Annotated in this window: 19 protein-coding genes and 1 CRISPR repeat array; of the genes, 9 read left to right on the top strand and 10 right to left on the bottom strand. The window is 68.3% G+C overall.

What is annotated here, in order from left to right:
• Window positions 1–349: 349 nt before the first annotated feature.
• Window positions 350–1,783 (top strand): class II fumarate hydratase, encoded by a 1,434-nt coding sequence (locus tag CEK68_RS02005; protein WP_152238380.1) that lies wholly within the window; start codon window positions 350–352, stop codon window positions 1,781–1,783.
• Between the two features lie 217 nt (window positions 1,784–2,000).
• Here the strand turns inward: CEK68_RS02005 and CEK68_RS02010 are convergent, their stop codons facing one another.
• Together CEK68_RS02010 and CEK68_RS02015 are read right to left on the bottom strand one after the other, a co-directional pair.
• Entirely contained in the window at window positions 2,001–2,441 is a 441-nt protein-coding gene (locus CEK68_RS02010) for a hypothetical protein (protein ID WP_017908113.1), read from the bottom strand.
• A gap of 79 nt (window positions 2,442–2,520) precedes the next feature.
• Window positions 2,521–3,888 carry a PLP-dependent aminotransferase family protein gene (locus CEK68_RS02015; RefSeq protein ID WP_152238387.1) on the bottom strand — a complete coding sequence of 456 codons (1,368 nt, stop codon included), beginning with the start codon at window positions 3,886–3,888 and terminating at the stop codon, window positions 2,521–2,523.
• A gap of 160 nt (window positions 3,889–4,048) precedes the next feature.
• Here CEK68_RS02015 and CEK68_RS02020 point away from each other — a divergent pair, with 160 nt between their 5' ends.
• A complete protein-coding gene (locus CEK68_RS02020) occupies window positions 4,049–4,912 on the top strand; it encodes a DMT family transporter (RefSeq protein WP_026143342.1) in 864 nt (287 codons plus the stop codon).
• Between the two features lie 100 nt (window positions 4,913–5,012).
• Here the strand turns inward: CEK68_RS02020 and CEK68_RS02025 are convergent, their stop codons facing one another.
• The 6 genes from CEK68_RS02025 to CEK68_RS02050 are packed head-to-tail and all read right to left on the bottom strand — an operon-like array spanning window position 5,013 to window position 8,958.
• Window positions 5,013–5,573: a DUF2884 family protein gene (locus tag CEK68_RS02025; protein ID WP_152238381.1), complete on the bottom strand. Its 561-nt coding sequence runs from the start codon at window positions 5,571–5,573 to the stop codon at window positions 5,013–5,015.
• 45 nt (window positions 5,574–5,618) lie between these two features.
• On the bottom strand, window positions 5,619–6,440 hold the full coding sequence (locus tag CEK68_RS02030; protein ID WP_017908109.1) for a DUF2807 domain-containing protein: 822 nt from the start codon (window positions 6,438–6,440) through the stop codon (window positions 5,619–5,621).
• 43 nt (window positions 6,441–6,483) lie between these two features.
• Window positions 6,484–7,476, bottom strand: a complete 993-nt coding sequence (locus CEK68_RS02035; protein WP_043092173.1) for a hypothetical protein — start codon at window positions 7,474–7,476, stop codon at window positions 6,484–6,486.
• On the bottom strand, window positions 7,473–8,354 hold the full coding sequence (locus CEK68_RS02040) for an ABC transporter ATP-binding protein (protein WP_148827764.1): 882 nt from the start codon (window positions 8,352–8,354) through the stop codon (window positions 7,473–7,475). Before CEK68_RS02040 ends, CEK68_RS02035 begins: the two co-directional genes overlap by 4 nt.
• On the bottom strand, window positions 8,351–8,713 hold the full coding sequence (locus CEK68_RS02045; RefSeq protein ID WP_152238382.1) for a GntR family transcriptional regulator: 363 nt from the start codon (window positions 8,711–8,713) through the stop codon (window positions 8,351–8,353). Before CEK68_RS02045 ends, CEK68_RS02040 begins: the two co-directional genes overlap by 4 nt.
• Window positions 8,714–8,715: 2 nt before the next feature.
• Complete coding sequence (locus CEK68_RS02050) at window positions 8,716–8,958, bottom strand: hypothetical protein (protein WP_010344229.1); 243 nt, start codon at window positions 8,956–8,958, stop codon at window positions 8,716–8,718.
• A 130-nt stretch (window positions 8,959–9,088) separates the two neighbouring features.
• Here CEK68_RS02050 and CEK68_RS02055 point away from each other — a divergent pair, with 130 nt between their 5' ends.
• From CEK68_RS02055 to CEK68_RS02085, 7 genes are all read left to right on the top strand, one after another.
• Window positions 9,089–9,655, top strand: coding sequence for a glutathione peroxidase (locus CEK68_RS02055; RefSeq protein WP_152238383.1), 567 nt, complete (start codon window positions 9,089–9,091; stop codon window positions 9,653–9,655).
• A gap of 100 nt (window positions 9,656–9,755) precedes the next feature.
• Window positions 9,756–10,706: an FKBP-type peptidyl-prolyl cis-trans isomerase gene (locus tag CEK68_RS02060; protein ID WP_148827766.1), complete on the top strand. Its 951-nt coding sequence runs from the start codon at window positions 9,756–9,758 to the stop codon at window positions 10,704–10,706.
• A 15-nt stretch (window positions 10,707–10,721) separates the two neighbouring features.
• Complete coding sequence (locus tag CEK68_RS02065; RefSeq protein WP_017908103.1) at window positions 10,722–12,068, top strand: UDP-glucose/GDP-mannose dehydrogenase family protein; 1,347 nt, start codon at window positions 10,722–10,724, stop codon at window positions 12,066–12,068.
• The gene (locus tag CEK68_RS02070) at window positions 12,058–12,294 is read left to right on the top strand and encodes a SlyX family protein (RefSeq protein WP_017908102.1); all 237 of its coding nucleotides are present in this window, start codon (window positions 12,058–12,060) and stop codon (window positions 12,292–12,294) included. Before CEK68_RS02065 ends, CEK68_RS02070 begins: the two co-directional genes overlap by 11 nt.
• Before the next feature lie 27 nt (window positions 12,295–12,321).
• Window positions 12,322–13,017 carry a DUF2058 family protein gene (locus tag CEK68_RS02075; RefSeq protein WP_043092168.1) on the top strand — a complete coding sequence of 232 codons (696 nt, stop codon included), beginning with the start codon at window positions 12,322–12,324 and terminating at the stop codon, window positions 13,015–13,017.
• Window positions 13,018–13,019: 2 nt separating this feature from the next.
• Entirely contained in the window at window positions 13,020–15,167 is a 2,148-nt protein-coding gene (locus tag CEK68_RS02080; protein WP_152238384.1) for an acyltransferase family protein, read from the top strand.
• A gap of 39 nt (window positions 15,168–15,206) precedes the next feature.
• The gene (locus CEK68_RS02085) at window positions 15,207–16,064 is read left to right on the top strand and encodes a transporter (protein ID WP_226977732.1); all 858 of its coding nucleotides are present in this window, start codon (window positions 15,207–15,209) and stop codon (window positions 16,062–16,064) included.
• 121 nt (window positions 16,065–16,185) lie between these two features.
• Window positions 16,186–18,915: direct repeats of the CRISPR family, unit length 31 nt; unit sequence GTTTCAATCCACGCGCCCGTGAGGGCGCGAC.
• A gap of 250 nt (window positions 18,916–19,165) precedes the next feature.
• Here CEK68_RS02085 and CEK68_RS02090 read toward each other — a convergent pair.
• Together CEK68_RS02090 and metH are read right to left on the bottom strand one after the other, a co-directional pair.
• Window positions 19,166–20,077 carry an NAD(P)-dependent oxidoreductase gene (locus CEK68_RS02090; protein ID WP_226977733.1) on the bottom strand — a complete coding sequence of 304 codons (912 nt, stop codon included), beginning with the start codon at window positions 20,075–20,077 and terminating at the stop codon, window positions 19,166–19,168.
• A 73-nt stretch (window positions 20,078–20,150) separates the two neighbouring features.
• A complete protein-coding gene (metH, locus tag CEK68_RS02095; protein WP_152238385.1) occupies window positions 20,151–22,913 on the bottom strand; it encodes a methionine synthase in 2,763 nt (920 codons plus the stop codon).
• Window positions 22,914–22,986: the final 73 nt, after the last annotated feature.

Genomic DNA, 22,986 nt, shown 5'->3' on the forward strand with positions numbered 1-22,986 from the left:
CGTCGCCACGGCGGGGCGGCATGCCGTCGTCCCGTCTTTCGCCGACAAACGGGCGCGGTGTGCTCCTTCGGCAGCACGCCGCTGGTGCGCTTGCAGGGCGAGCATCATTCCGCGTACACGTTGCGGGGCTCAGTGGATCGATCCTCGATCATGTACGCCTGCCGACTTCTGCGGTCCGCCGCGCATCCCTCGCCTCCAGACATTCCTAACATCCGCCGGCGCACACTGCTGACGCCGGGCGCTGCGCCACGGATAATGCGCGCGCCAGCCGCAATCCCGCCAGCCTGCCTCCCCGGACGTCCGACGACGGCGCCGATGGATTCCCTTTTGCAGATGCGGAGATTGTGCGATGAGTGACACATTCAGGGTCGAACACGACAGCATGGGCGAACTGCAGGTGCCTGCAGAGGCCTTGTGGGGAGCGCAGACCCAGCGTGCGGTGCAGAACTTTCCGGTGTCCGGGCAGCCGATGCCACGCGGCTTCATCCGCGCGCTGGGCCTGATCAAGGCCGCCGCGGCCGGGGTCAACGCCGACCTGGAGCTGTTGCCCAAGGCCGTCGCCAAGGCGATCCAGGCCGCGGCGCTGGAGGTGGCCGACGGCCGCCACGACGCGCACTTCCCGATCGACATCTACCAGACCGGGTCCGGCACCTCGTCGAACATGAACGCCAACGAGGTCATTGCCACGCTGGCCAACCGCGCCGCCAAGGGCGAGGGCAAGAACGGCAGCAAGACACGGCCGGCGGTGCATCCCAACGACCACGTCAACCTCGGCCAGAGTTCCAACGACGTGGTCCCCACCGCGATCCGCGTCGCTGCGTTGCTCGCGGCGCGCGAGCATCTGCTGCCGTCGCTCAAGCACCTGCGCAAGACGATCGACAAGCGCGCCAAGCAGTTGCAGGGTGTGGTCAAGACCGGGCGCACCCATCTGATGGACGCGATGCCGCTGACCTTCGGCCAGGAGTTCGGTGCCTGGTCGGCGCAGCTGGTGTCGGCGCAGGCGCGCATCGACGACAGCCTCAAGCGCCTGCGCCGGCTGCCGCTGGGCGGCACCGCCATCGGCACCGGCATCAACGCCGATCCGCGCTTCGGCGGCAAGGTCGCCAAGGCGTTGTCGGCGCTGACCGACCATACCTTCGAGAGCGCCGAGAACAAGTTCGAGGGCCTGGCCGCGCAGGACGATGCGGTGGAACTGTCCGGCCAGCTCAACGCGCTGGCGGTGGCGCTGATCAAGATCGCCAACGACCTGCGCTGGATGAACGCCGGGCCGCTGGCCGGCCTCGGCGAGATCGAGTTGCCTGCGCTGCAGCCGGGCAGCTCGATCATGCCGGGCAAGGTCAATCCGGTGATTCCCGAAGCCACGGTGATGGCCTGCGCGCAGGTCATCGGCCACCACACCGCGATCACCGTGGCCGGGCAGACCGGCAACTTCCAGTTGAACGTGACCCTGCCGCTGATCGCGGCGAACCTGCTGGACTCGATCCAGTTGCTGGGCAACGTGTCGGTGCTGCTGGCCGATTCGGCGATCGCCGGCCTCAAGGTGCGCGAGGAGCGGGTACGCGAGGCGCTGGACCGCAATCCGATCCTGGTGACCGCGCTGAATCCGATCATCGGCTACGAGAAGGCCGCGGCGATCGCCAAGCGTGCCTACAAGGAGAACCGGCCGGTGCTGGAGGTGGCCAGGGAGGACAGCGGCCTCGGCGAGGACGAACTGCGCCGGCTGCTGGACCCTGCCGCACTGACCGAGGGCGGCATCCATGCCGGCGCGGGGGGCGGCGGCTGAGCCATCACGGAGCGCATGCTGGCGGTTGAATGTGGCAGCAGTCGGGACTGAAGTCCCTCCCACATCGCGCCCAGACACCTCATCGCAAGCTGCGTAGGAGCAGCTTCAGCCGCGACGGGCCTTCCCGGTAAAGCCCATCGCGGCTGAAGCCGCTCCTAAAGGAAGGGACCAACTCTTACTGAGGGCTCTCATGCCGGCGCCCGCGCGCCGGCACGTCTCAGCGGCGTTCGGCCTGCAGGTTGCCGAAACTGTCGCGATACGGCTGCAACGAGGGAATGTCGCGCAGCACGGCCGTCTGCGCTTCGGTGATCTCCGGGGTCGGCGCGAAGCCCACCGAGCGCATGTTCGGGTCCGGCGCCGCGGTCTCCAGGGTGCGCTGGCGCTGCATCTGCAGGTGCATGAACAACTGCTGCAGTTCGGTGCGCTGCGCGGCGGGCAGCGGCAGTTCGATATCGTCGATGCGCAGGCTGCCGTCGGGCCCGATGGTGGCATTGGCGGCCGGGGCGCGGCGCAGCATCACGTTCATGCTGTCCACCGCCACCCGCGGCTTGCTGCGCTCGGCGCGCGAGGAGGTGGTCTCGCCGCCGCGTCCGCCGCAGGCGGCGAGCAGCAGGCACAACGACAGCAGCGAGAACCAGGCGAACAGCGTCTTCTTCATGGAGGCGATGCAGTGGGGGAGTGCGGGCATTCTAGAACGTGCGGCGGCTGCGGTCGTGGCGAGGCGCGCTGGCCGCGCATCAGCGGCGTGAGGTCGAAGCGGACTGCATGGCACGCGCGAGCACGCTGAACATCCGTTCGTCGGTGGATTGCGCGACGTTGAAACGCAGGAAATCGCCTGCGCTCAACGACTGGCTGAAGGCATTGCCCGGCGCCAGCACCACGCCTTCCTGCAGGCAGGCGTGCGCGATCGCTGCGGCCTCCATGCCCGCGGGCAGCCTGCACCAAAGGAACAGGCCGGCCCGTGGAATCAGCCAGGGTCGGACGCCGAGACCCTGGAGCCGCTCTGCCGTCCTGGCCATCTGCTCTGCCAGGCGCCGCCGCAAGGTCTCCAGATGCCGGCGGTAGCCGCTGTCGGTCAGGGCGATCCGCACGGCCTCGGCCGCCAGCCGGCCGCCGCCGAAGCTAGTGGCGATCTTCAGGTCGGCGAGGCTTTCGATCCAGTCGCCACGTGCGGCGATGTAGCCGCAACGCAGCGACGCCGACACCGTCTTGGAAAAGCTGCCGATCTGGATGACCCGCGCCAGGCCGTCGAAGGCCGCCAGCCGCGGGGCGGGGCTGGTCTCGAAGTCGGCGAAGATGTCGTCCTCGACGATCACCAGGTCCGAGCCCTCGGCCAGGAGCAGCAGCCGGTGCGCCGTCGCCGCGGACAGGGTCGCGCCGGTGGGGTTGTGGATCCCCGAATTGGTGATGTACAGCCGCGGCGCATGCGCCCGCAGCGCCGCTTCGAAGTGCGCCACGTCCGGTCCGTTCGGCGTATAGGGCACGCCCACGACCTGCACGCGATGCGCCTTGAGCAAGGCATGGAAATTGAAGTAGCACGGGTCGTCGACCAGCACCGTGTCGCCGGGCGAGAGCAGGAAACGGCCGATCAGGTCGATCGCATGCGTGCCCGATTCGGCGAGCAGGATCTGTTCGGGCGGCGCCTGCACGCCATTGCCCGCCAGCCGTCGCGACAGGAACTGGCGCAAGCCGGGGTAGCCCAGGGGCGTGGCGTACTCGGTCAGTTCCTGCGTGTCGGCGCGCGCCAGCGTGCGCAGTGCGCGGCGCATGCCCGCGCCGTACAGCCATTCGGGTGGCAGCCAGCCGCAGCCGGGCTTGAGCACGCGCGCATCCGCTTCCAGCGACTGCCGCGACACCCACAGCGGATCGATCTGCCGGTCGAGCTTCGGGCCGAGTTGCGCCAGCGCCAGTGGGGCCACCGACCCGGCCACATAGAAGCCCGACCCTGGGCGCGCCGCGATCGCGCCCTCGGCCGCCAGCCGCTCGTAGGCTTCCACCACCGTCGACACCGACACCCGCAGCGCGCGCGCCTGCGCGCGCACGGAGGGCAGGCGCGCTCCCGGCAGGCTGGTGCGGTTGGCGATGCGGGCGCGGATGTCGGCCATCACCGCATCGATGCGCGTGCCGGGTGCTACGGGTCTGTCCACTGTCGTCAGCTGTACTGGGTCTTGAGCCATAACAGTACTGCGAAACCGTATTGGATCGTATCTGGCCGGATCGGTCCCGCGAGGCGTCTACTCAACGGCGATGCAGAAGGAGACGCGCATGGAAAAAACCACCGGTGGCTGGATCAATGGATGTATCGGCGTGATGATTTTTGCGGGGTCGTTGCCCGCAACGCGCGTCGCGGTCGCCGATTTCTCCCCCGTGTTCCTGACCTGCGCCCGCGCCAGCATTGCCGCCGCGCTGGGGCTGGCGCTCCTGCTCGGGTTTCGGCAACCGCGTCCGCGCCGCGCCGAGCTCCCCGCCTTGGCGATGACGGCACTGGGGGTCGTGGCCGGATTTCCCCTGCTGACCGCACTGGCGCTGCAGCATGTGACCTCGGCGCATTCCATCGTGTTCGTGGGCCTGCTGCCGTTGTGCACCGCCGTCTTCGCCGTGTTGCGCGCCGGCGAACGCCCGCGTCCACCGTTCTGGGTGTTCTCGCTGGCCGGTGCCTGCAGCGTCGTCGGCTATGCGGCGATCGGCGGGATCGACGCCTCGTGGCAGGGCGATCTGCTGATGCTGGCCGCGGTGGTGCTGTGTGGGCTGGGCTATGCGGAAGGCGCGCGCCTGTCGCGCACGCTGGGCGGATGGCAGGTCATCTGTTGGGCGCTGGTGCTGTCGCTGCCGCTGATGGTGTCCCTGGCCTTGCTGACGCAGCCCGCGTCGTTCGGCACCGTGCGCATGCCGGCATGGCTTGGCCTGGGCTATGTCTCGCTGTTCAGCATGTTGATCGGCTTCGTGTTCTGGTACCGCGGCCTGGCGCAAGGCGGGATCGCGGCGGTCGGGCAACTGCAGTTGTTCCAGCCCTTCATCGGCTTGGGCCTGGCCGCGCTGCTGCTGCACGAAACCGTGAGCTGGACGATGCTGGCGGTGACCCTGGTCGCGATGGTCTGCGTGGCCGGCGCGAAACACTACGCCCGCTGAGACCGCGACCCGCCCGGCAGGCGTTTGCACGCCTGCCGGGTGGAGCGCGGACTCAGCGGGCGCTCGTGGACGATGGTCGCGGCAGCGTGGCTGCCGCCGATTACGCGGCCGAGTGCTTGCAGTCGCTGACGTCGCTGTCGTCGAGGGTGGAGTAGGGGCGGAACGCCGGCACCTTCTGCATCAGCGCATCCTGCGCGGCGCGCAGCGCCGCGACCTGGTCGCAGATCTTCAGCGCGGCCTGCTTGATCTTGTCGGCCTGCGCCTCGACCCGCTCGCCGATATGGTCGGTGTCGCCGCTGAGCACGCCGCTGATCGCATCGCCGGCCGCTTTCACGCCCAGCGCCGCACCGGCCTTGCCGACTTCCACGCCCTGCTTGCCGACCGCTTCGATCTGGCTGCGGTAGGCCAGCAGCAGGCGCTGCTGCTCGGCGTCCAGCGCGACCGGCTTGCCGTCGATCAGCAGCTTGCCGTCGCGGGTGATGGTGGCCGGCGGCTGGCCATCGGCCTTCAGGGTGAGGTCGCCGTTGAGGAAGGTCAGGCTTTGCGCGCCACCGTGGTCGACCACGACGCGGTCGTTCGACGAGGCCGAGCGCTGGCAGGCGCTGAGCGAGAACAGCACGGCCAGGGCGACGCCGGCCAGGGACAGGGAACGGTACTGCATGGGCGCGTCCTCGTGTGGATGTGGAAGGAGAATCGGGCGGCAGGATCAGCGCGGCTTCGGCAGGTTGACGCTGCCACGCACGCCGCGGTGGGTGACGTCGCCGCTGCCGACCTTCTGCACGCTCAGGTTGCCGCCGACGGTGCCGACATCCAGGTCGCCGGAGCCGACCGTCTGCACCGCGACATTGCCGGTGACGTCGCGCAGTTGCACGTCGCCGGAGCCGACGCTGTCGACCTGCACGCTGCCGCGCACGCCGTGCACGGTCAGGTCGCCGGAGCCGACGGTGCCGACCTTGACGTCGCCGCCGACCTGGTCGGCCTTGACGTCGCCCGAGCCCAGCGTCGGCAGGGCCACGCTGCCGACATTGCGCAGTTCGATGTCGCCGGAGCCGACCGTGGCGCTGACCGCGCCGCGAATGTTCTGCGCGTGCAGGTCGCCGGAGCCGACCTTGGCGTCGAGCGAGGCCACGCCGCTGATCTCGGCGTCGCCGGAGCCCAGTTGCAGTTGCACCGGCAGGTTGGCCGGGATGCTGCCGGCCACGTTGAGGTAGGCGTAGCGGTTGCCGACGCTGATGCCGTGGATCTTGCCCTCGTGCTTCAGCGTCACCACCAGGGTGTCGCCGTCGTGGCGCTGGCGCAGGGTCAGCTCCTTGAGCATGTCGGCGTCGGAGGCGCAGGCACGGCCGCGCAGGGTGGAGTCGCCGCTGGCGCCGCTGAGCTTGAGGTCGTTCTGCTGCACGTCCAGCAGCACCGACTTGACCCCGGTCAGATCCAGCTTCAGTTCGCGCGGTTCGGAATACTTGCAGTCGTCGGCCATGGCGACGGCCGGCAGCGACAGCAGGGCACACAGGGCGAGGGTCTTGCGCATCGGAAAACTCCTTGCGGAAAAGGGAAGAAAGACGGAGGTGCGATCAGGCTTCGTCGCGCCAGCGGCGCACATAGATCGCGGCGACGATGAAGGCCACGCCGACCGCGGCGCCGATCCAGATGTCGGGGTCGCGGAACAGCACCCAGCTGTCGCCGAGATGGATCGCATTGACCAGATCCTGCGGACCGCTGATGTGGGTCTCGGCCACCTGCTCGTTCAGCACCGGACCCCAGCTGCCGGGCAGCACGCTGAGCAGGCCGCGGTAGACCACGGTGTACCAGATCAGGTTGTGGTTGACATCGAGCATCGGCAGGATGCCCATCATGCTGGCCATCACGCAGCCCAGGATCGGGATCAGCACCGCCCACAGGAACGGCTTGCTGCGCGCCCAGGCCGAGCACAGCATCAGCCAGCCGATCGCCGGCAGCGACCACATCACCTGCACCGGCAGTGCGGCCAGGACCATGCCGATGATGCGCAGCGGGTGCGATTCGGTGAAGACCGCGGTGCTCTGCGGGATACCGTTGACCGACAGGGTCAGGGCGGTGACCACCCACAGTGCAAGGCCGATCAGCAGGCCGATGCCGATCGCCAGCAGCGGCGCCAGCAGCAGCGCCCAGGCGGCCTTGGACAGCACGGTGCCGGTGTCCGACAGCGGCAGCGACTTCCAGAACAGCACGCTGCGGTCGCGGCGGTCGTCGTACAGCGCGCCCAGCGCGTAGAAGAACACCACGAAGCCGACCACGATGCAGGCCAGGATCACCCCGGCGAGCATGGTGCCGTCGCCGACCGCGCCGATGATCTGGTGGGCGTTGTTGGCCTGGCCTTCCCATTGCACATCGTTCAGACGTACGCCGCCGCCGTGGTTGCGGCCGGCGATGCTGCCGATGATCGACAGCACCGTGTACAGGGTGGCGACGATGCCGCCGGTGATGACCGGGGCCCACAGGAAACCGCCGCGGTGTTCCCAGAACTCGCGCTTGAGCAGCCACTTGAAGGTGGACACGGGAGAGATCGATTTGGCGGGAGCGTTCATGCGTAGGTGCCCTTCATGATGGCGACGAACAGGTCGGCCAGGCCGGGGGTGCGGGTTTCGCCGAGTGCGGTCAGCTGCGCCTGCGGCACGCCGTCGTACAGGAACACCGACTTGCCGAACGGCAGGCCGCGTTCGTCGATCGGCTGCAGCGCGCGCGCCGCCTCGATGCGCTCGGCCGGCACCAGCAGTTCGGTGTAACGGGTGGCCATGTGCTCCATGTCGGCGCTGAGCACGATGCGGCCGTCGCGGATGAACAGCACGTCGGTGAGGATGTGCTCGATCTCCTCCACCTGGTGGGTGGTGATGACGATGGTCTTCTGTTCGTCGAAGTAGTCTTCCAGCAGGCGCTGGTAGAACTCCTTGCGGTACAGGATGTCCAGGCCCAGGGTCGGCTCGTCCAGCACCAGCAGGCGCGCGTCGATCGCCATGACCAGGGCCAGGTGCAACTGCACGATCATGCCCTTGGACATCTCGCGCACCCGCAGCTTGGGCGAGAGCTTGGTGTTGGCCAGAAAGCGCTCGCACTTGGCGCGATCGAAGCGCGGATGCACGCCGGCGACGAAGTCGATCGCCTCGCTGACCCGCATCCAGCGCGGCAGCACCGCCACGTCGGCGATGAAGCACACCTCGTTCATCAGCGCGTCGCGCTGCTTGCGCGGGTCCATGCCCAGCACGCGCAGTTCGCCTTCCACGGCGGTCAGGCCCAGCACCGCCTTCAGCGCGGTGGTCTTGCCGGCGCCGTTGGGGCCGATCAGGCCGACGATGCGGCCCGGCGCGATGGCGAAGGACGCATCGGCCAGCGCCGGCTTGTTGTTGTAGGTCTTGCGCAACCCCTGCGCGTAGACGACGGATTCGGATGCGGCGACAGCGGCAGTCATGGCGTTTTCCCCGGTGGCAACAAGTCTTGCAGTGTCAGGCCCAGGCGCTGGATGCGTTCCAGCACCAGAGGCCACTCGTCGTTGAGGAAGCGCTCGCGCTCGCTGCCGCGCAGCTTCTGCGCCGCTTCCTCGGTCATGAACATGCCCAGCCCGCGACGCTTCTCGACCAGGGCCTCGTCGGCCAGTTCCTGGTAGGCGCGCGAGACGGTGATCGGGTTGAGCTGGTATTCGGCGGCCACCTGGCGCACCGAGGGCAGGGCGTCGCCGGGCTTGAGGATGCCGTCGAGCATCATCGCGATGACGCGCTCCTTCAGCTGGCGGTAGATCGGAGCGCCGTCGCTCCATTGGATATCGCTCATGGTCAGCTCCGTGGGCGCAGGGTGCGCGCGAAGGAGAAATAAGGCACGGACAGCGAAGCCCGCAGACGCCGCACCGCCGGGACGGTAGAAGGTGCGGCGCCGGCGGCGCTGTCGTCGTGCGGCGTGCTGGCGCCATAATCCAGCGGCCGTCCCTGGTGGCGTTGGGCGCCGATCCAGCTCGCGCAGAGCAGGGTGCCGACGATGACCAGGGCCGGAAGACTGCGCTGGAGGCGTTTGAGATTCATCGTGGGACCTGCTCTGGGTGAGTGGTGTTGTATTTAACTATAACACCGTTACACGGCATGTCAACACGCTGCTGACCCAACGTCCGACCTGGTCGCGTGCCACTTCCTTACTTCTTCTCGACGGTGCCCCATGAAACTTCCCAAGCGTCTGTTTTTCCTCGCGATCCTGGCCGCTGCCGGCACCGTCGGCAGTGCCTGGGCCGGCTCTCTGCTGGACCGGGACTACCGTCCGCTGGCCGGCAAGGAGAAGGTGAACCTGAACAAGACCTACGGCGGCAAGGTGCTGCTGGTGGTCAACACCGCCAGCAAGTGCGGCTACACCCCGCAGTACGACGGCCTGGAGAAGCTGCAGCAGCAGTACGCGGCGCAGGGCTTCAGCGTGCTCGGCTTCCCGTCCAACGACTTCAAGGGCCAGGAGCCCGGATCGGAGAAGCAGATCCAGGAATTCTGCACGCTCACCTACGGAGTGAAGTTCCCGATGTTCGAGAAGGTGCACGTGATCGGCGACGATGCGACGCCGCTGTACAAGCAACTGACCCAGGCCACAGGCGTGGCGCCGGGCTGGAATTTCCACAAGTATCTGATCTCGCGCGATGGGCGCGTGGTCGCGCAATTCCCGAGCAAGGTCACGCCGGACGATCCGGCCTTGCGCAGTGCCATCGAACGCGAACTGAAAGCGCAGCCGGCGTCGCACTGAAAGCGGGTCAACATCTCGGCCGCGCATGCGACAATGCCGGCCTCTGTCTGCGCCAGTTCGGCGCGTCCAGTTCACAGTTCACTTCCAGGGAAAGTAGCGAATGAAGATGGGAATGCGCGGCGCTGTGGCGTCGCTGGTGGTGGGGATGGCGATGGTCGCCGGTCACGCGTCCGCGCAGGCGCCGGCGGCCGGCGGCACGGCGACGACGCTGAGCACCGAGAAGCAGAAGGTCAGCTACGCGATCGGCATGGATGTGGCGCGTTCGTTCGAGCCCATCGCCCAGGACATCGACGTGGACGCGATGCAGCGCGCGATCGAGAACGCCTTCAAGCAGGGCAAGCCGCTGCTGTCCGATGAGCAGACCCAGGCCACCGATACCGCGCTGCGCACGCAGCTGGCCGCGCGCAACGGCCAGCCGGTGCCGGGCATGGCGCCGGGCACGCAGCCGCCGCCGGTGTCCAAGGAGAACGTGGGCCTGATGCTGGGCGACCGTGCGGTCGGTCCGTCGCTGGCGCGGATCCAGAACGACATCGATCTGCCGACGCTGATGGGCGCGGTGCGCACGGTGTTCGCCAAGGGCCAGACCGCGATGACCCAGGAGCAGGCGATGGCCACGCTGCAGGCCTTCGGTGCGTCCAAGCAGGCCGCGGTGGCGACCAAGAACAAGCAGGAAGGCAATGCCTTCCTGGCGCAGAACAAGAACCAGAAGGGCGTGATCACCACCCCGTCCGGCCTGCAGTACATGGTGCTGCGCGAAGGCAGCGGCGCGCGGCCCACGTCCAGCAGCAAGGTGCGGGTGAACTACGAGGGCAAGCTGCTCGACGGCACCGTCTTCGACAGCTCCTACAAGAACGGCCAGCCGGCCGAGTTCGCGCTGAACCAGGTCGTGCCGGGCTGGAGCGAGGGCGTGGCGCTGATGCCGGTGGGGTCCAAGTACCGCTTCTGGATTCCGTCCAATCTGGGCTACGGCCCGCAGGGAATGCCGGGCAGCCCGATCGGCCCGGATGCGATGTTGACCTTCGACGTGGAACTTTTGAACATCCTTCAATAACCGAAAGGAGATTACATGCGCGTAGCGATATTCGGCACCGGCTATGTCGGGCTCGTCACCGGAACCTGTCTGGCCGAAGTCGGCCACCATGTGGTGTGCGTAGACATCGACCAAGCCAAGGTGGATGGGCTCAACAAGGGCGTGGTCCCGATTTACGAGCCTGGCCTCTCGCCGATGGTCAAGGCCAATCACGCCGCACGGAGGCTGTTCTTCACCACCGATGCGGCCAGCGCCATCGCGCATGGGGATATCGTGTTCATCGCCGTCGGCACGCCGCCGGACGAGGACGGTAGCGCAGATCTGCAGTACGTCCTGGCGGTGGCCCGCACCATCGGCCAGCACATCCAGGGGCCGACCATCGTGGTCAACAAGTCGACGGTGCCGGTCGGCACCGCCGACAAGGTGCGTGCGGCGATCGCCGCCGAGCTGGAAGCGCGCGGCGAGGCGATCGAGTTCGACGTGGTCTCCAATCCGGAGTTCCTGAAGGAAGGCGATGCAGTCGCCGATTGCATGCGCCCGGACCGTATCGTCATCGGCAGCAGCAAGCCCGGCTCGGCCGCGCGCCTGCGTCGCTTGTACGCGCCGTTCAACCGCAACCACGACCGCATCGTGGAAATGGACGTGCGCTCGGCCGAACTGACCAAGTACGCGGCCAACGCGATGCTGGCGACCAAGATCAGTTTCATGAACGAGATCGCCAACATCGCCGAGCGCGTCGGTGCCGACGTGGAGAAGGTGCGCCAGGGCATCGGCTCGGATCCGCGCATCGGCTGGCACTTCATCTACCCGGGTGCCGGCTACGGCGGCTCGTGCTTCCCCAAGGACGTGCAGGCGCTGGCGCGCACCGCGCAGCAGGTCGGGCATGCGCCCCGGCTGCTGGATGCGGTGGAAGCGGTCAACGAGGCGCAGAAGGGCCACCTGTACGAACTGATCCAGCGCCACTACGGCGCGGCGCAGTCGCTGAAGGGCAAGACCTTCGCGGTGTGGGGCCTGGCCTTCAAGCCCAACACCGACGACATGCGTGCCGCCTCCAGCCGCCGCCTGCTGGCGCAACTGTGGGAGGCGGGCGCGACGGTGCGTGCCTACGATCCGGAGGCGACCGACGAGGCCAAGCGCATCTTCGGCGAACGCGCCGATCTGCATTTCTGCGACGATGCCTTCGACGCGCTGGAAGGCGCCGATGCGCTGGCGGTGGTCACCGAGTGGAAGCAGTTCCGCAGCCCCGACTTCACCCGCATGAAGGAGCTGATCGGCGATGCGGTGGTGTTCGACGGCCGCAATCTCTACGATCCGCAGGAAATCGAGAGCTTCGGCCTGGCGTATTACGGCATCGGCCGCGGACGTTCGATCCATGCAGCATGATTTTTCCACCCAGGATCGGTTGCTGGAAAACCGCCTGATCGAGCTGGAAACGCGCCTCTCCTTCCAGGAGCAGGCGCTGTCGGAAATGAGCGATGCCCTGGCCGAAGCGCGTATCGAAAGCCAGCGCAACGCCGAGTTGCTGCGTCACCTGCTCGAAGATCTGGGCAAGGTGCGCAGCACGCTCTACGCCGATCCGGCCGATGAACCGCCGCCGCCGCATTACTGATCCCCCGAACCGACCGATGCCGTCCCGATGAGCGATACCCTCCGCGAGCAATTGCTGGGCCTGGGCTTCAAGCCCGCGCCGAAACCCGAACGCAAAGCCCCGCCTGCCGCGCCGCGGCCGCAGGGACGGCCGGGCCAGCGCCCGGCACCGGCCGGGGCGCGCGGTGAGCGCGCTCCCGGCGGCGCGCCCAACGCCGGCAAGCCCGGCGGCGGGCGCGGCCGTCCGCACGGGAACGGCCCTGGCCAGGGCAAGCCGCAGGGCGCGGGCGGCCAGCCGGGGCGACCGCCGCGCAGCCGCGAGGACATCGACCTGGCCAAGGCCTATGCGATCCGTGCCCAGCGCGAGAAGGACGAGCGCATCGAGGCCGAGCGGCAGAAGCAGGAAGAAGCGCGCCTGCGCCGTGAAGCGCGGGCCAAGCTCGACGAACTGCTCAAGGGCCAGGCGCTGAACCACGCCGAGGCCGACATCGCCCGCCATTTCCCCTATGGCGGCAAGATCAAGCGCATCTACGTCACCGCCGACCAGCTCAAGGCGCTCAACGCCGGCGAGTTGGGCGTGCTGCAGCAGAACGGCCGCTACCTGCTGGTGACCGCGGCGCTGCTGGACCAGGCCGAAGCGATCTTCCCGGCGGCGGTGGCGCTGCGGGTCGATCCGAACGCGACGGCGGAAGAAGACCCCTACGCCGATCCCAAGTACCAGATCCCCGACGATCTGGTCTGGTAAACGTGGCGCTGCCAGGGACGGGCACGCTGGCCGCCGGGCGCGGCCACATGCCGCCGCACGCGCAGGCCGGCGGCGGCTATCTGCCGTACGTGGACGGGCTGCGCGCGATCGCGGTGCTGGCGGTGATCGCCTACCACCTCGATCCGGCATGGCTGCCGGGCGGGTTTACCGGCGTGGACATGTTCTTCGTGATCTCCGGCTTCGTGGTCAGCGCGTCGTTGCAGCGCCTGCCGGCGGCCGGACAGCTGGGCGTGTTCGCGCAGTTCTATGCGCGGCGCCTGCGCCGCATCGCGCCGGCCCTGGTGGTGTGCCTGCTGGTCACGGCCCTGGCCAGCGGCCTGTTCATTCCCGAGTCCTGGCTCAGCGAGACCAGCGCCAGGACCGGGCGCATGGCCTTCGTCGGCCTCAGCAACTGGGTGCTGGCCGCGACCGGCAACGATTACTTCTCGCCCAAGGCCGAATTCAATCCGTACACGCATACCTGGTCGCTGGGCGTGGAGGAGCAGTTCTATCTGCTGTTCCCGCTGCTGTTCCTGGCCTGGAACCGTGGCGGCCGCGGTCGGGTGTGGTCGACGCTGCTGGTGGCGCTGGCCTCGGCCGCCTCGCTGGCGTTCGCCTGGCGGCATAGCCGCGATGCCGGCGATGCGGCGGCCGCGTTCTACCTGACCACCGCACGCTTCTGGCAACTGGGCAGCGGCGTGTTGCTGTACCAGGTGCTGGCGCTGCGCGGACGCTTCGAGGCCGGGACGCAGGCGCCGCCGCCGGGCGCCTGGAGCTGGCGTTCGCCGTTGCTGGCGATGGCGCTGGCGGCGGTGGTGGTCGGCCTGTGGTGCGCGCGTCCCGGCCACTCGCCGTGGCCGGATGGACTGTGGCCGGTGTTGGGCACACTCGCCTTGCTGGCGCTGCTGCATGGCGCCCCGGCCGGCTGGACCCGGCGCGCGCTGGCGCACCGCGCACCGGTGGCGATCGGCCGCGTCTCGTATTCGCTGTATCTGTGGCACTGGCCGGTGTTCGTGCTGTTCCGCTGGACCGTCGGTCTGGAATCGGCGCCGACCAGAGCCGCGGCGCTGCTGCTGGTCGCCTTGCTGGCCCTTGCCTCGTACCGCTGGGTGGAGCTGCCGTGGCGGCATGGCCGCATCGGCCGCGCACGCACGCCGGCGCGGACCATCGTCGCCGGGCTGGGCCTGGTGCTGCTCGCCGGCGGCACCCATGCGTTGCTGCAGAACGCCCAGCGCTATTACGGGTTGAGCACGGTCAGCCGGCATCCGCTGGACTGGTACGCCTATGCCAAGGGCCTGCGCCGGGAGTTTCCGCAGTGCGCGCTGCAGACCCGCCAGGTGCCGGTGCAGGTGGGCAGCGCCAAGCTGTTCGAGCGTGGCGCCTGCACGCTGCCCAACCGCGATGACGGCGGCCAGGTGTTCGTGGCCGGCGACTCGCATGCGCTGGCCTACAACGAACTGCTGCGGCGCTTCGCGCTGCAGAGCGGGGTGCCGGTGCGGCTGTATGGCGTCGGCGGTTGCCCGATCGTCGGCCTGCAGGCCTGGCAGGCCAGCAATCCCGGCTGCCAGGCCTATGAGCGCAGCACCCTGGCCGACGTCGCCGCGCACGCGCGCGACGGCGATGTACTGTTTCTGCCCGCCCTGCGCGTGCTGCGGCTGGCCGATCAGGACCGCCTGTTCGACGAGACCGCGGCGATGGCCGAGCAGGAGGGTGCCGAGGCGCAGGCCGCGCGCAGCGCTGGCGAAGCGGCTGCGGTCGCGCTGCTGCAGCCCTTGGCGCAGCGCGGCGTGCGCATCGTCTTCGAAGCGCCCAAGCCGGTGCTGCGTGCGCCGCCGTATCGCTGTTCGGACTGGTTCAACCGCGGCAATCCGATCTGCGCGCGCGGCATCCCGATCGCACGCGCGACGATGGAGCGCTACCGTGCGCCGGTGCTGCAGAGCCTGCAGCGCATCGCCGCGCAGCTGCCGCATGCCTCGGTGTGGGATCCGTTGCCGCTGCTGTGCGACGCGCAGCGCTGCAGCGGCAGCCGCGACGGGCGCCCGCTGTTCTTCGATGCCGATCACCTCAGCGGCTACGGCAACCGGGTGCTGCTGCCGGGCTTCACATCGCACATTGCGGCGATCCAGGCACACTCGCCGCCGGCGCCTTGAGGCGCAGCCCTCCGCTCCCGCATCGCAAGGAGTTCGCGCATGCCTGTTCTGCCTTTTCTCGCGCCGCAGCGATCGCGGGCGGTGCCGTCGTTCGTCGCCACCCACCATGGCCGCCGGCCGCAGTTGCGCCGCCGCGGCGATGCGCTGCTGCGCGGGGCGCTGCTGCTGGCGGCCACTACCGGCACTGCCGGCGTGGCCTGCGCCGAGGACGCACCGGCGTTCGACCGGCCCGGTATCGGCTTCGCCTCGACCACCCTGCAGCGTGGACAGTTGGCCTGGGAGCAGGCGTTCTTCGATGGCAGCTACGACCGCGTCGGCGACGTGCGCAGCACCGAATACGTCGCCAACAGCCGGCTGCGGTTCGGCCTGAGCGCACGCACCGAGTTGCAGCTGGCGATCGACAGCCAGGTGTGGCAGCGCGTGCGTGGCGGCGGGCAGGACCAGCGCGGGCACAGTGGCGGCGACGCCAGCATCGGCTTGAAGCAGGCGTTGCCCAGCGCCAGCGACCGCGTCAGCTGGGCCTTGCTCGGCAGCGCCAGTCTGCCGGTCGGGCGCGCGCCGTACGGCGATGCCGGCCACCGCTACGACCTGGGCGTGAGTGCCGGCTGGGACCTGCCGGATGGGCGTAGCCTGGCGCTGTACGGCAATGTCAGCGACAGCGAGGACGGCTCCGGCTGGAGCGTCTCGCCGAGCTACACGTTCTACGCCGGCGACACGCTGAGCGCCTACGTCGAGGCCGGCATCGGCGGCGGCGAGGACGAGATGCGCGCGCTCGGCAGCGGCGTCACCTGGTTGTTTGCCAACCGCGTGCAACTGGATCTGTCGGTGCTGCGCGGCCTGTCGTCGCAGACCCCGGACTGGCAGGGCGGCCTCGGCATTTCGGTGCTGCTGCGCTGAGGTCCATGGTGCGGTGATGGCGTGAATCGCGCCTCCGCGCAACCAAGGGCCTGGAACGGTTTCACCCAGGCGCCTTGGATGGCGGGAAACGCATGCGTGAGCGAGTCCCAGCCGGCAAGGAGTTTCAATCCACGCGCCCGTGAGGACGCGACCTGTAGCGGCCGGCGCACAGGTGCGGCGTGGCGAGTTTCAATCCACGCGCCCGTGAGGGCGCGACAAGGCGAGGAAGCCGCAATGAAGAACAAGATCGAGTTTCAATCCACGCGCCCGTGAGGGCGCAACCGCCGAGCTGCTGGAGCATCAGGAACAGGTTGTAGAAGTTTCAATCCACGCGCCCGTGAGGGCGCGACAGGGTAGAAGATCACCCGCTTGCCGCGCGACTTCAGGTTTCAATCCACGCGCCCGTGAGGGCGCGACAAGATCGCGGGATTTATGCCGGACCGAAACATCGTGTTTCAATCCACGCGCCCGTGAGGGCGCGACGCAGCGGCGGCGCCAGCTATTTCGTGGACAACGGGTTTCAATCCACGCGCCCGTGAGGGCGCGACCCGGTCTGGCTGATCTTGCGCAGCGCGTCGGCGGCGTTTCAATCCACGCGCCCGTGAGGGCGCGACCACCTTGCGCTGCAGCTGGTGGATGCGGGCCTGAAGTTTCAATCCACGCGCCCGTGAGGGCGCGACGTGCGTGGTCTCGGCGGTCTCGTAGCCGTAGGCCCGGTTTCAATCCACGCGCCCGTGAGGGCGCGACCGCCCCGTGCCGCCTAACCGTCATATAACCCTCATTGTTTCAATCCACGCGCCCGTGAGGGCGCGACAATTCGGCGACTTCGTCGTCAATCACCTTGCGCGGGTTTCAATCCACGCGCCCGTGAGGGCGCGACCTGCAGGTGCCGGCGGTTCATTTCACCGCTCCACTGTTTCAATCCACGCGCCCGTGAGGGCGCGACTAGGTACCGGTGGCGATCGTGCCCATCGTGCGCAGTTTCAATCCACGCGCCCGTGAGGGCGCGACGATCGCGATGGCGCTAGCCATGTGCTACCCACTTACGTTTCAATCCACGCGCCCGTGAGGGCGCGACCGGGGCCGCCATGGCGAGCCACGTCCTCCTGGTTGTTTCAATCCACGCGCCCGTGAGGGCGCGACCTGTGCGGGGCGGCCCGAAGGCCGCCCATGGTTAGTTTCAATCCACGCGCCCGTGAAGGCGCGACAGGACCAGTGCGAGAAGTGGTTGGGTGAGGACCTGTTTCAATCCACGCGCCCGTGAGGGCGCGACCGGGGCCAGGCCCTCGGCCAGGTAGTCCCCGAAGATGTTTCAATCCACGCGCCCGTGAGGGCGCGACGGCCCAGCGGGTCCTCCAGCAGCGTGCCGGTCCAGTTTCAATCCACGCGCCCGTGAGGGCGCGACGACGCCGACCGTGGCCGATGCCTTTACCGTCCTCAAGTTTCAATCCACGCGCCCGTGAGGGCGCGACCGCGGTAGGTGGCGGTGGTGGAAAAAGCGAGGGGGTTTCAATCCACGCGCCCGTGAGGGCGCGACGCCAGCAGGTCGGCGTCCATCATCTTGGCGATGGTGTTTCAATCCACGCGCCCGTGAGGGCGCGACTTCTGCCCGGCCTGCAGGGACACTGCGATGTCTGTGTTTCAATCCACGCGCCCGTGAGGGCGCGACGTCGAAATGTTCGCGGCGCCGGACAACAGCGGCAAGTTTCAATCCACGCGCCCGTGAGGGCGCGACCGTCCACGCCATAGGCAATGGGATCGCTGAACTGGTTTCAATCCACGCGCCCGTGAGGGCGCGACATCTCGATTGACGTCGCGATCAACGACGACTTGACGTTTCAATCCACGCGCCCGTGAGGGCGCGACGGGCGATGTGCTTGATCATCAACGGCAGGCCGTTGTTTCAATCCACGCGCCCGTGAGGGCGCGACGTGGTCGGTGAAGCAAGCGCGGCGCCAGAGAAGCCGTTTCAATCCACGCGCCCGTGAGGGCGCGACGTGGTCGGTGAAGCAAGCGCGGCGCCAGAGAAGCCGTTTCAATCCACGCGCCCGTGAGGGCGCGACCAGCAATTGCATCGAGGTTGTTTGCTGACTTTGAGTTTCAATCCACGCGCCCGTGAGGGCGCGACCAGCAATTGCATCGAGGTTGTTTGCTGACTTTGAGTTTCAATCCACGCGCCCGTGAGGGCGCGACGAGGCTGTGAACAAGCAATCCGGATCCAGCAACGGTTTCAATCCACGCGCCCGTGAGGGCGCGACGAGATCATCGGCGTGTACTGCATCGCCAAGACAAAGGTTTCAATCCACGCGCCCGTGAGGGCGCGACACTGGGCCAGGAACAAGGGCTACACAGACCTTCCGTTTCAATCCACGCGCCCGTGAGGGCGCGACTTGGTGCCAGCAGATGCCAATGGCACGCGGTTCACGTTTCAATCCACGCGCCCGTGAGGGCGCGACGACGAGGCTTCCCCTATATAAGCCCCCTAACGCGTTTCAATCCACGCGCCCGTGAGGGCGCGACCAACCCCGACGGCATCGCCAAGTACCAGGGCAAGGTTTCAATCCACGCGCCCGTGAGGGCGCGACGTCCCGCTGACGTAATTCCCCTCAATCAAAGAGAATGTTTCAATCCACGCGCCCGTGAGGGCGCGACGCGGTGATCCTGCTGCTGTGCCTTGCGTTTCGGCGGTTTCAATCCACGCGCCCGTGAGGGCGCGACTTTTTACGGCGCTCATCAGGTAAGCCCTTGACAGGTGTTTCAATCCACGCGCCCGTGAGGGCGCGACTCTGCTCGGCCTGCGGCTGCGCTGCGGGCTGGACAGTTTCAATCCACGCGCCCGTGAGGGCGCGACAGCCCTCAGCATAACTGCCGGCCGGGACTAAGGAAAAAGTGCCGATTTCGCGAAACGGGCGTGCGGCGACGTGGAGGGGGCGGGGCTGCCTTGCCCGGTTTCATGGTGCCCAGGCATTTCGCTTTTTCGATCAAGTGCTTATCGGGATTCGCGAACCGGCCGGTAAAACCCCGGGCGCTTCCGGTTCGCGCCGACGGCGCACATCCTTGCTCCGCCATCCGAACCCGGTGTGCCGATCAGCGCCAGGCGCTCAGTCGCTGACGGCGCGCCCGTCGTTGGGCGGCAGCACCTCGGGCACGTGCGTGTCGTATTGGTGCAGCACCTCCGCGAAACCATGGCGCGGTTGCCAGCCCAGTGCGTCCAGCGCCCGTTGCGGCGAATAGACGCGATCGATCCGTTCCGGCAGTGCCCAGCCGCGTTGCGCGAACGCCGCCACCAGCGTCGGCGCGCGGCGGTGCAGGATCGCCGGTGCTGCGGTGTGCAGTTCGGCGCAATCTTCGCGCAGGAACGGGGTGGCGCCGGAAATCACGAACGTCGCGCTTGCCGGCCCGGCATGCCGCAATGCCGCCGCATGGGCCTCGGCGACGTCGCGCGCGTCGATGCCGCGATGCAGGCGGAATGCCGCCATCACGTTGACCGGTTCCGGGAAGCAGCGCGACATGCGCAGGATGCGCACGCTCGGACCGCCCTGGTCGGCCGCTTCGCGCAGCAGCGCCTCGGCCTCCAGCTTGGTGTGGTGGTAGATGGTCTGCGGCTGCGGCGCCAGCGTCTCGTCGACCCAGCCGGCGCTGCCGTCGGGAGTGGCTGCGTCGCCATACAGCGCGGTGGTGCTGGTGAACACGATGCGGCGCACGCCGGCCGCCGCCGCGGCGTCCAGGACGCGGCGCGTGCCGTCAACGTTGACCTGGCGGAAGCGCGCCGCCGGCACATGCGCGACGTGCGGCGCATGCAGCGCGGCCGTGTGGATCACGGCGTCCACGCCCTGCAGTGCGCGCGCCAGCAGTGCGGCATCGTCGAGGTCGCCGACCCAGTCGGCGGTGGAGCAGGGCGTCCGGTCGAGGCCGCTGACGTGGTGCTCGCGCGCGAGCCGGATATGGATCGCGCGGCCGACCCGGCCGGCACTGCCGGTGACCACGATCTTCAATGGGGTCGGAGTGGACATGGGCATCGGCGATGCACTCGAAGGCGCGTGGGGCGGCACAGGCGCTATGGGGGCGCCTGCGGTCGGCGTGGGCTCACTCCGGATCGTAGTCCAGGTTGGAGGCCAGCCAGCGTTCGGCCTGTTGCAGCGAGACACCCTTGCGCCGGGCGTAGTCGGCGAGCTGGTCCTTGCCCAGCCGGCCGACCACGAAGTACTGGCTCTGCGGGTGGCTGAAGTAGTAGCCGGACACCGCGGCGGTCGGCAGCATCGCGAAGCTCTCGGTCAGCGACATGCCGGCATTGCGACCGGCATCGAGCAGGGCGAACAGGGTCTGCTTCTCGCTGTGGTCGGGGCAGGCCGGATAGCCGGGCGCGGGACGGATGCCGCGATAGCGCTCGGCGATCAGCGCCTCGTTGTCCAGCGCCTCGTCGTCGGCGTAACCCCAGAACTCGGTGCGCACGCGCTGGTGCAGGCGCTCGGCCAGTGCCTCGGCCAGGCGGTCCGCCAGGGCCTTGAGCAGGATCGCGTTGTAGTCGTCGTGCGCCGCCTCGAAGCGCGCCACGTGCGGTTCGATGCCGATGCCGGCGGTCACCGCGAACGCACCGATCCAGTCCTGCTTGCCGCTGTCGCGCGGGGCGATGAAGTCGGCCAGGCACAAGTCCGGGCGCTCGGCGGGCTTGTCGACCTGTTGTCGCAAAAAGTGCAGGGAATGGGGAATGGAGAATCGGGAATGGTCGAGCGGCGCGGTCGCGCCTGACGATTCCCCATTCCCGTCTCCCGATTCCCGGTCCGTCAGGACCACAACATCGTCGCCCACCGACTGCGCCGGCCACAGCCCGAACACGGCCTTGGCGGTCAGCCATTTCTCCTCCACGATCCGCTGCAGCATCGCGCGCGCGTCTTGGTACAGCTCGCTGGCCTGCTGGCCGACGATCTCGTCGGTGAGGATCGCCGGGAACTTGCCGGCCAGTTCCCAGGCCTGGAAGAACGGGGTCCAGTCGATCAGCGGGACCAGGTCGTCCAGCGGGTAGTCGTCGAACACGTGCAGGCCGGGCTGCCTGGGCGCCGGTGGGGTGTAGGCGTCCCAGCCGCCGTCGAAGCGCTGCCCGCGCGCGTGCGCGAGCGAGACCAGGCGCTTGGCGTCGCCGCGGTTCTTGTGGCGCTGGCGGATCTCGGCGTAGTCGGCGTCGTTGGCGGCCACGAAGGCCGCGCGCAGTTCGCGCGAGATCAGCGACTGCGCCACGCCCACCGCGCGCGAGGCGTCCTTCACCCACACCGTCGGCGCCGCGTAATGCGGGTCGATCTTCAGCGCGGTGTGCGCGCGCGAGGTGGTGGCGCCGCCGATCAGCAGCGGCATCGAGAAGCCCTGCCGCTGCATCTCGCGGGCGACGTGGGTCATCTCCTCCAGCGACGGGGTGATCAGCCCCGACAGGCCGATGATGTCGGCGTTCTCGGCGCGGGCGCGGTCGAGGATGGTCTGGGTCGGCACCATCACCCCCAGGTCGATCACGTCGAAGTTGTTGCAGGCCAGGACCACGCCGACGATGTTCTTGCCGATGTCGTGCACGTCGCCCTTGACCGTGGCCATGACGATCTTGCCGTTGGACTTGCCGGTATCGCCGCTGCGCAGCTTCTCCGCCTCGATGTAGGGCAGCAGGTAGGCCACCGCCTTCTTCATCACCCGCGCCGATTTCACCACCTGCGGCAGGAACATCTTGCCGGCGCCGAACAGGTCGCCGACCACGTTCATGCCGTCCATCAGCGGGCCTTCGATCACGTCCAGCGGCCGCGCGGCCTGCTGCCGCGCCTCTTCGGTATCGACCTCGACGAACTCGTCGATGCCATGCACCAGCGCATGGCTCAAGCGCTCGCGCACCGTCTTCTCGCGCCACGCCAGCTTCTCCCGGGTCCCGGGTCCCGAGTCCCGGGTCCCGGCCTTCTTAAAGCGCTCGGCGATCTCCAGCAGGCGTTCGGTGGCGTCGCGGCGGCGGTTGAGGATCACGTCCTCCACGCGCTCGCGCAGCTCCGGGTCCAGTTCGTCGTAGATCGGCATGCCGCCGGCGTTGACGATGCCCATGTCCATGCCCGCGGCGATGGCGTGGTACAGGAATACCGAATGGATCGCCTGGCGCACTGTCTCGTTGCCGCGGAACGAGAACGACACGTTGGACACACCACCGGAGACATGGCAGTGCGGCAGGCTGCGCTTGATCTCGCGGGTGGCTTCGATGAAGTCGACCGCGTAGTTGTCGTGCTCCTCGATGCCGGTGGCCACGGCGAAGATGTTCGGATCGAAGATGATGTCTTCCGGCGGGAACCCGACCTGCTCGGTGAGGATGCGGTAGGCGCGGGTGCAGATCTCCACCTTGCGCGCGCAGGTGTCGGCCTGGCCGACCTCGTCGAAGGCCATCACCACCGCCGCGGCGCCGTAGCGCAGCACCTTGCGCGCGTGCTCGACGAACGGCGCCTCGCCTTCCTTGAGCGAGATCGAGTTGACCACGCTCTTGCCCTGCAGGCACTTCAGCCCGGCCTCGATCACGCTCCACTTGGAGGAGTCGACCATCACCGGGATGCGTGCGATGTCCGGCTCGGACATGATCAGGTTGAGAAAGCGCACCATCGCCTTCTCCGAGTCGATCAGGCCCTCATCCATGTTGACGTCGAGGATCTGCGCGCCATTGGCGACCTGCTGGCGCGCCACCTCCACCGCTTCCTCGTAGCGCTCTTCCTTGATCAGCTTGCGGAACTGCGCGCTGCCGGTGACGTTGGTGCGCTCGCCGACATTGACGAACAGCAGGTCCGGGGTCAGCAGCAGCGGCTCCAGGCCGGACAGGCGGGTGTGACGGGCGGAGGACATGGTCAGCGTTCCGAAAACGGGGAGGTGCCGGCGCACGCGCAGGCGGCAGCGTGCCCGCGCAGGACTGCGCGGG

This window comes from Xanthomonas sp. LMG 12461 (assembly GCF_009192935.1).
Lineage (GTDB): Bacteria > Pseudomonadota > Gammaproteobacteria > Xanthomonadales > Xanthomonadaceae > Xanthomonas_A > Xanthomonas_A sontii.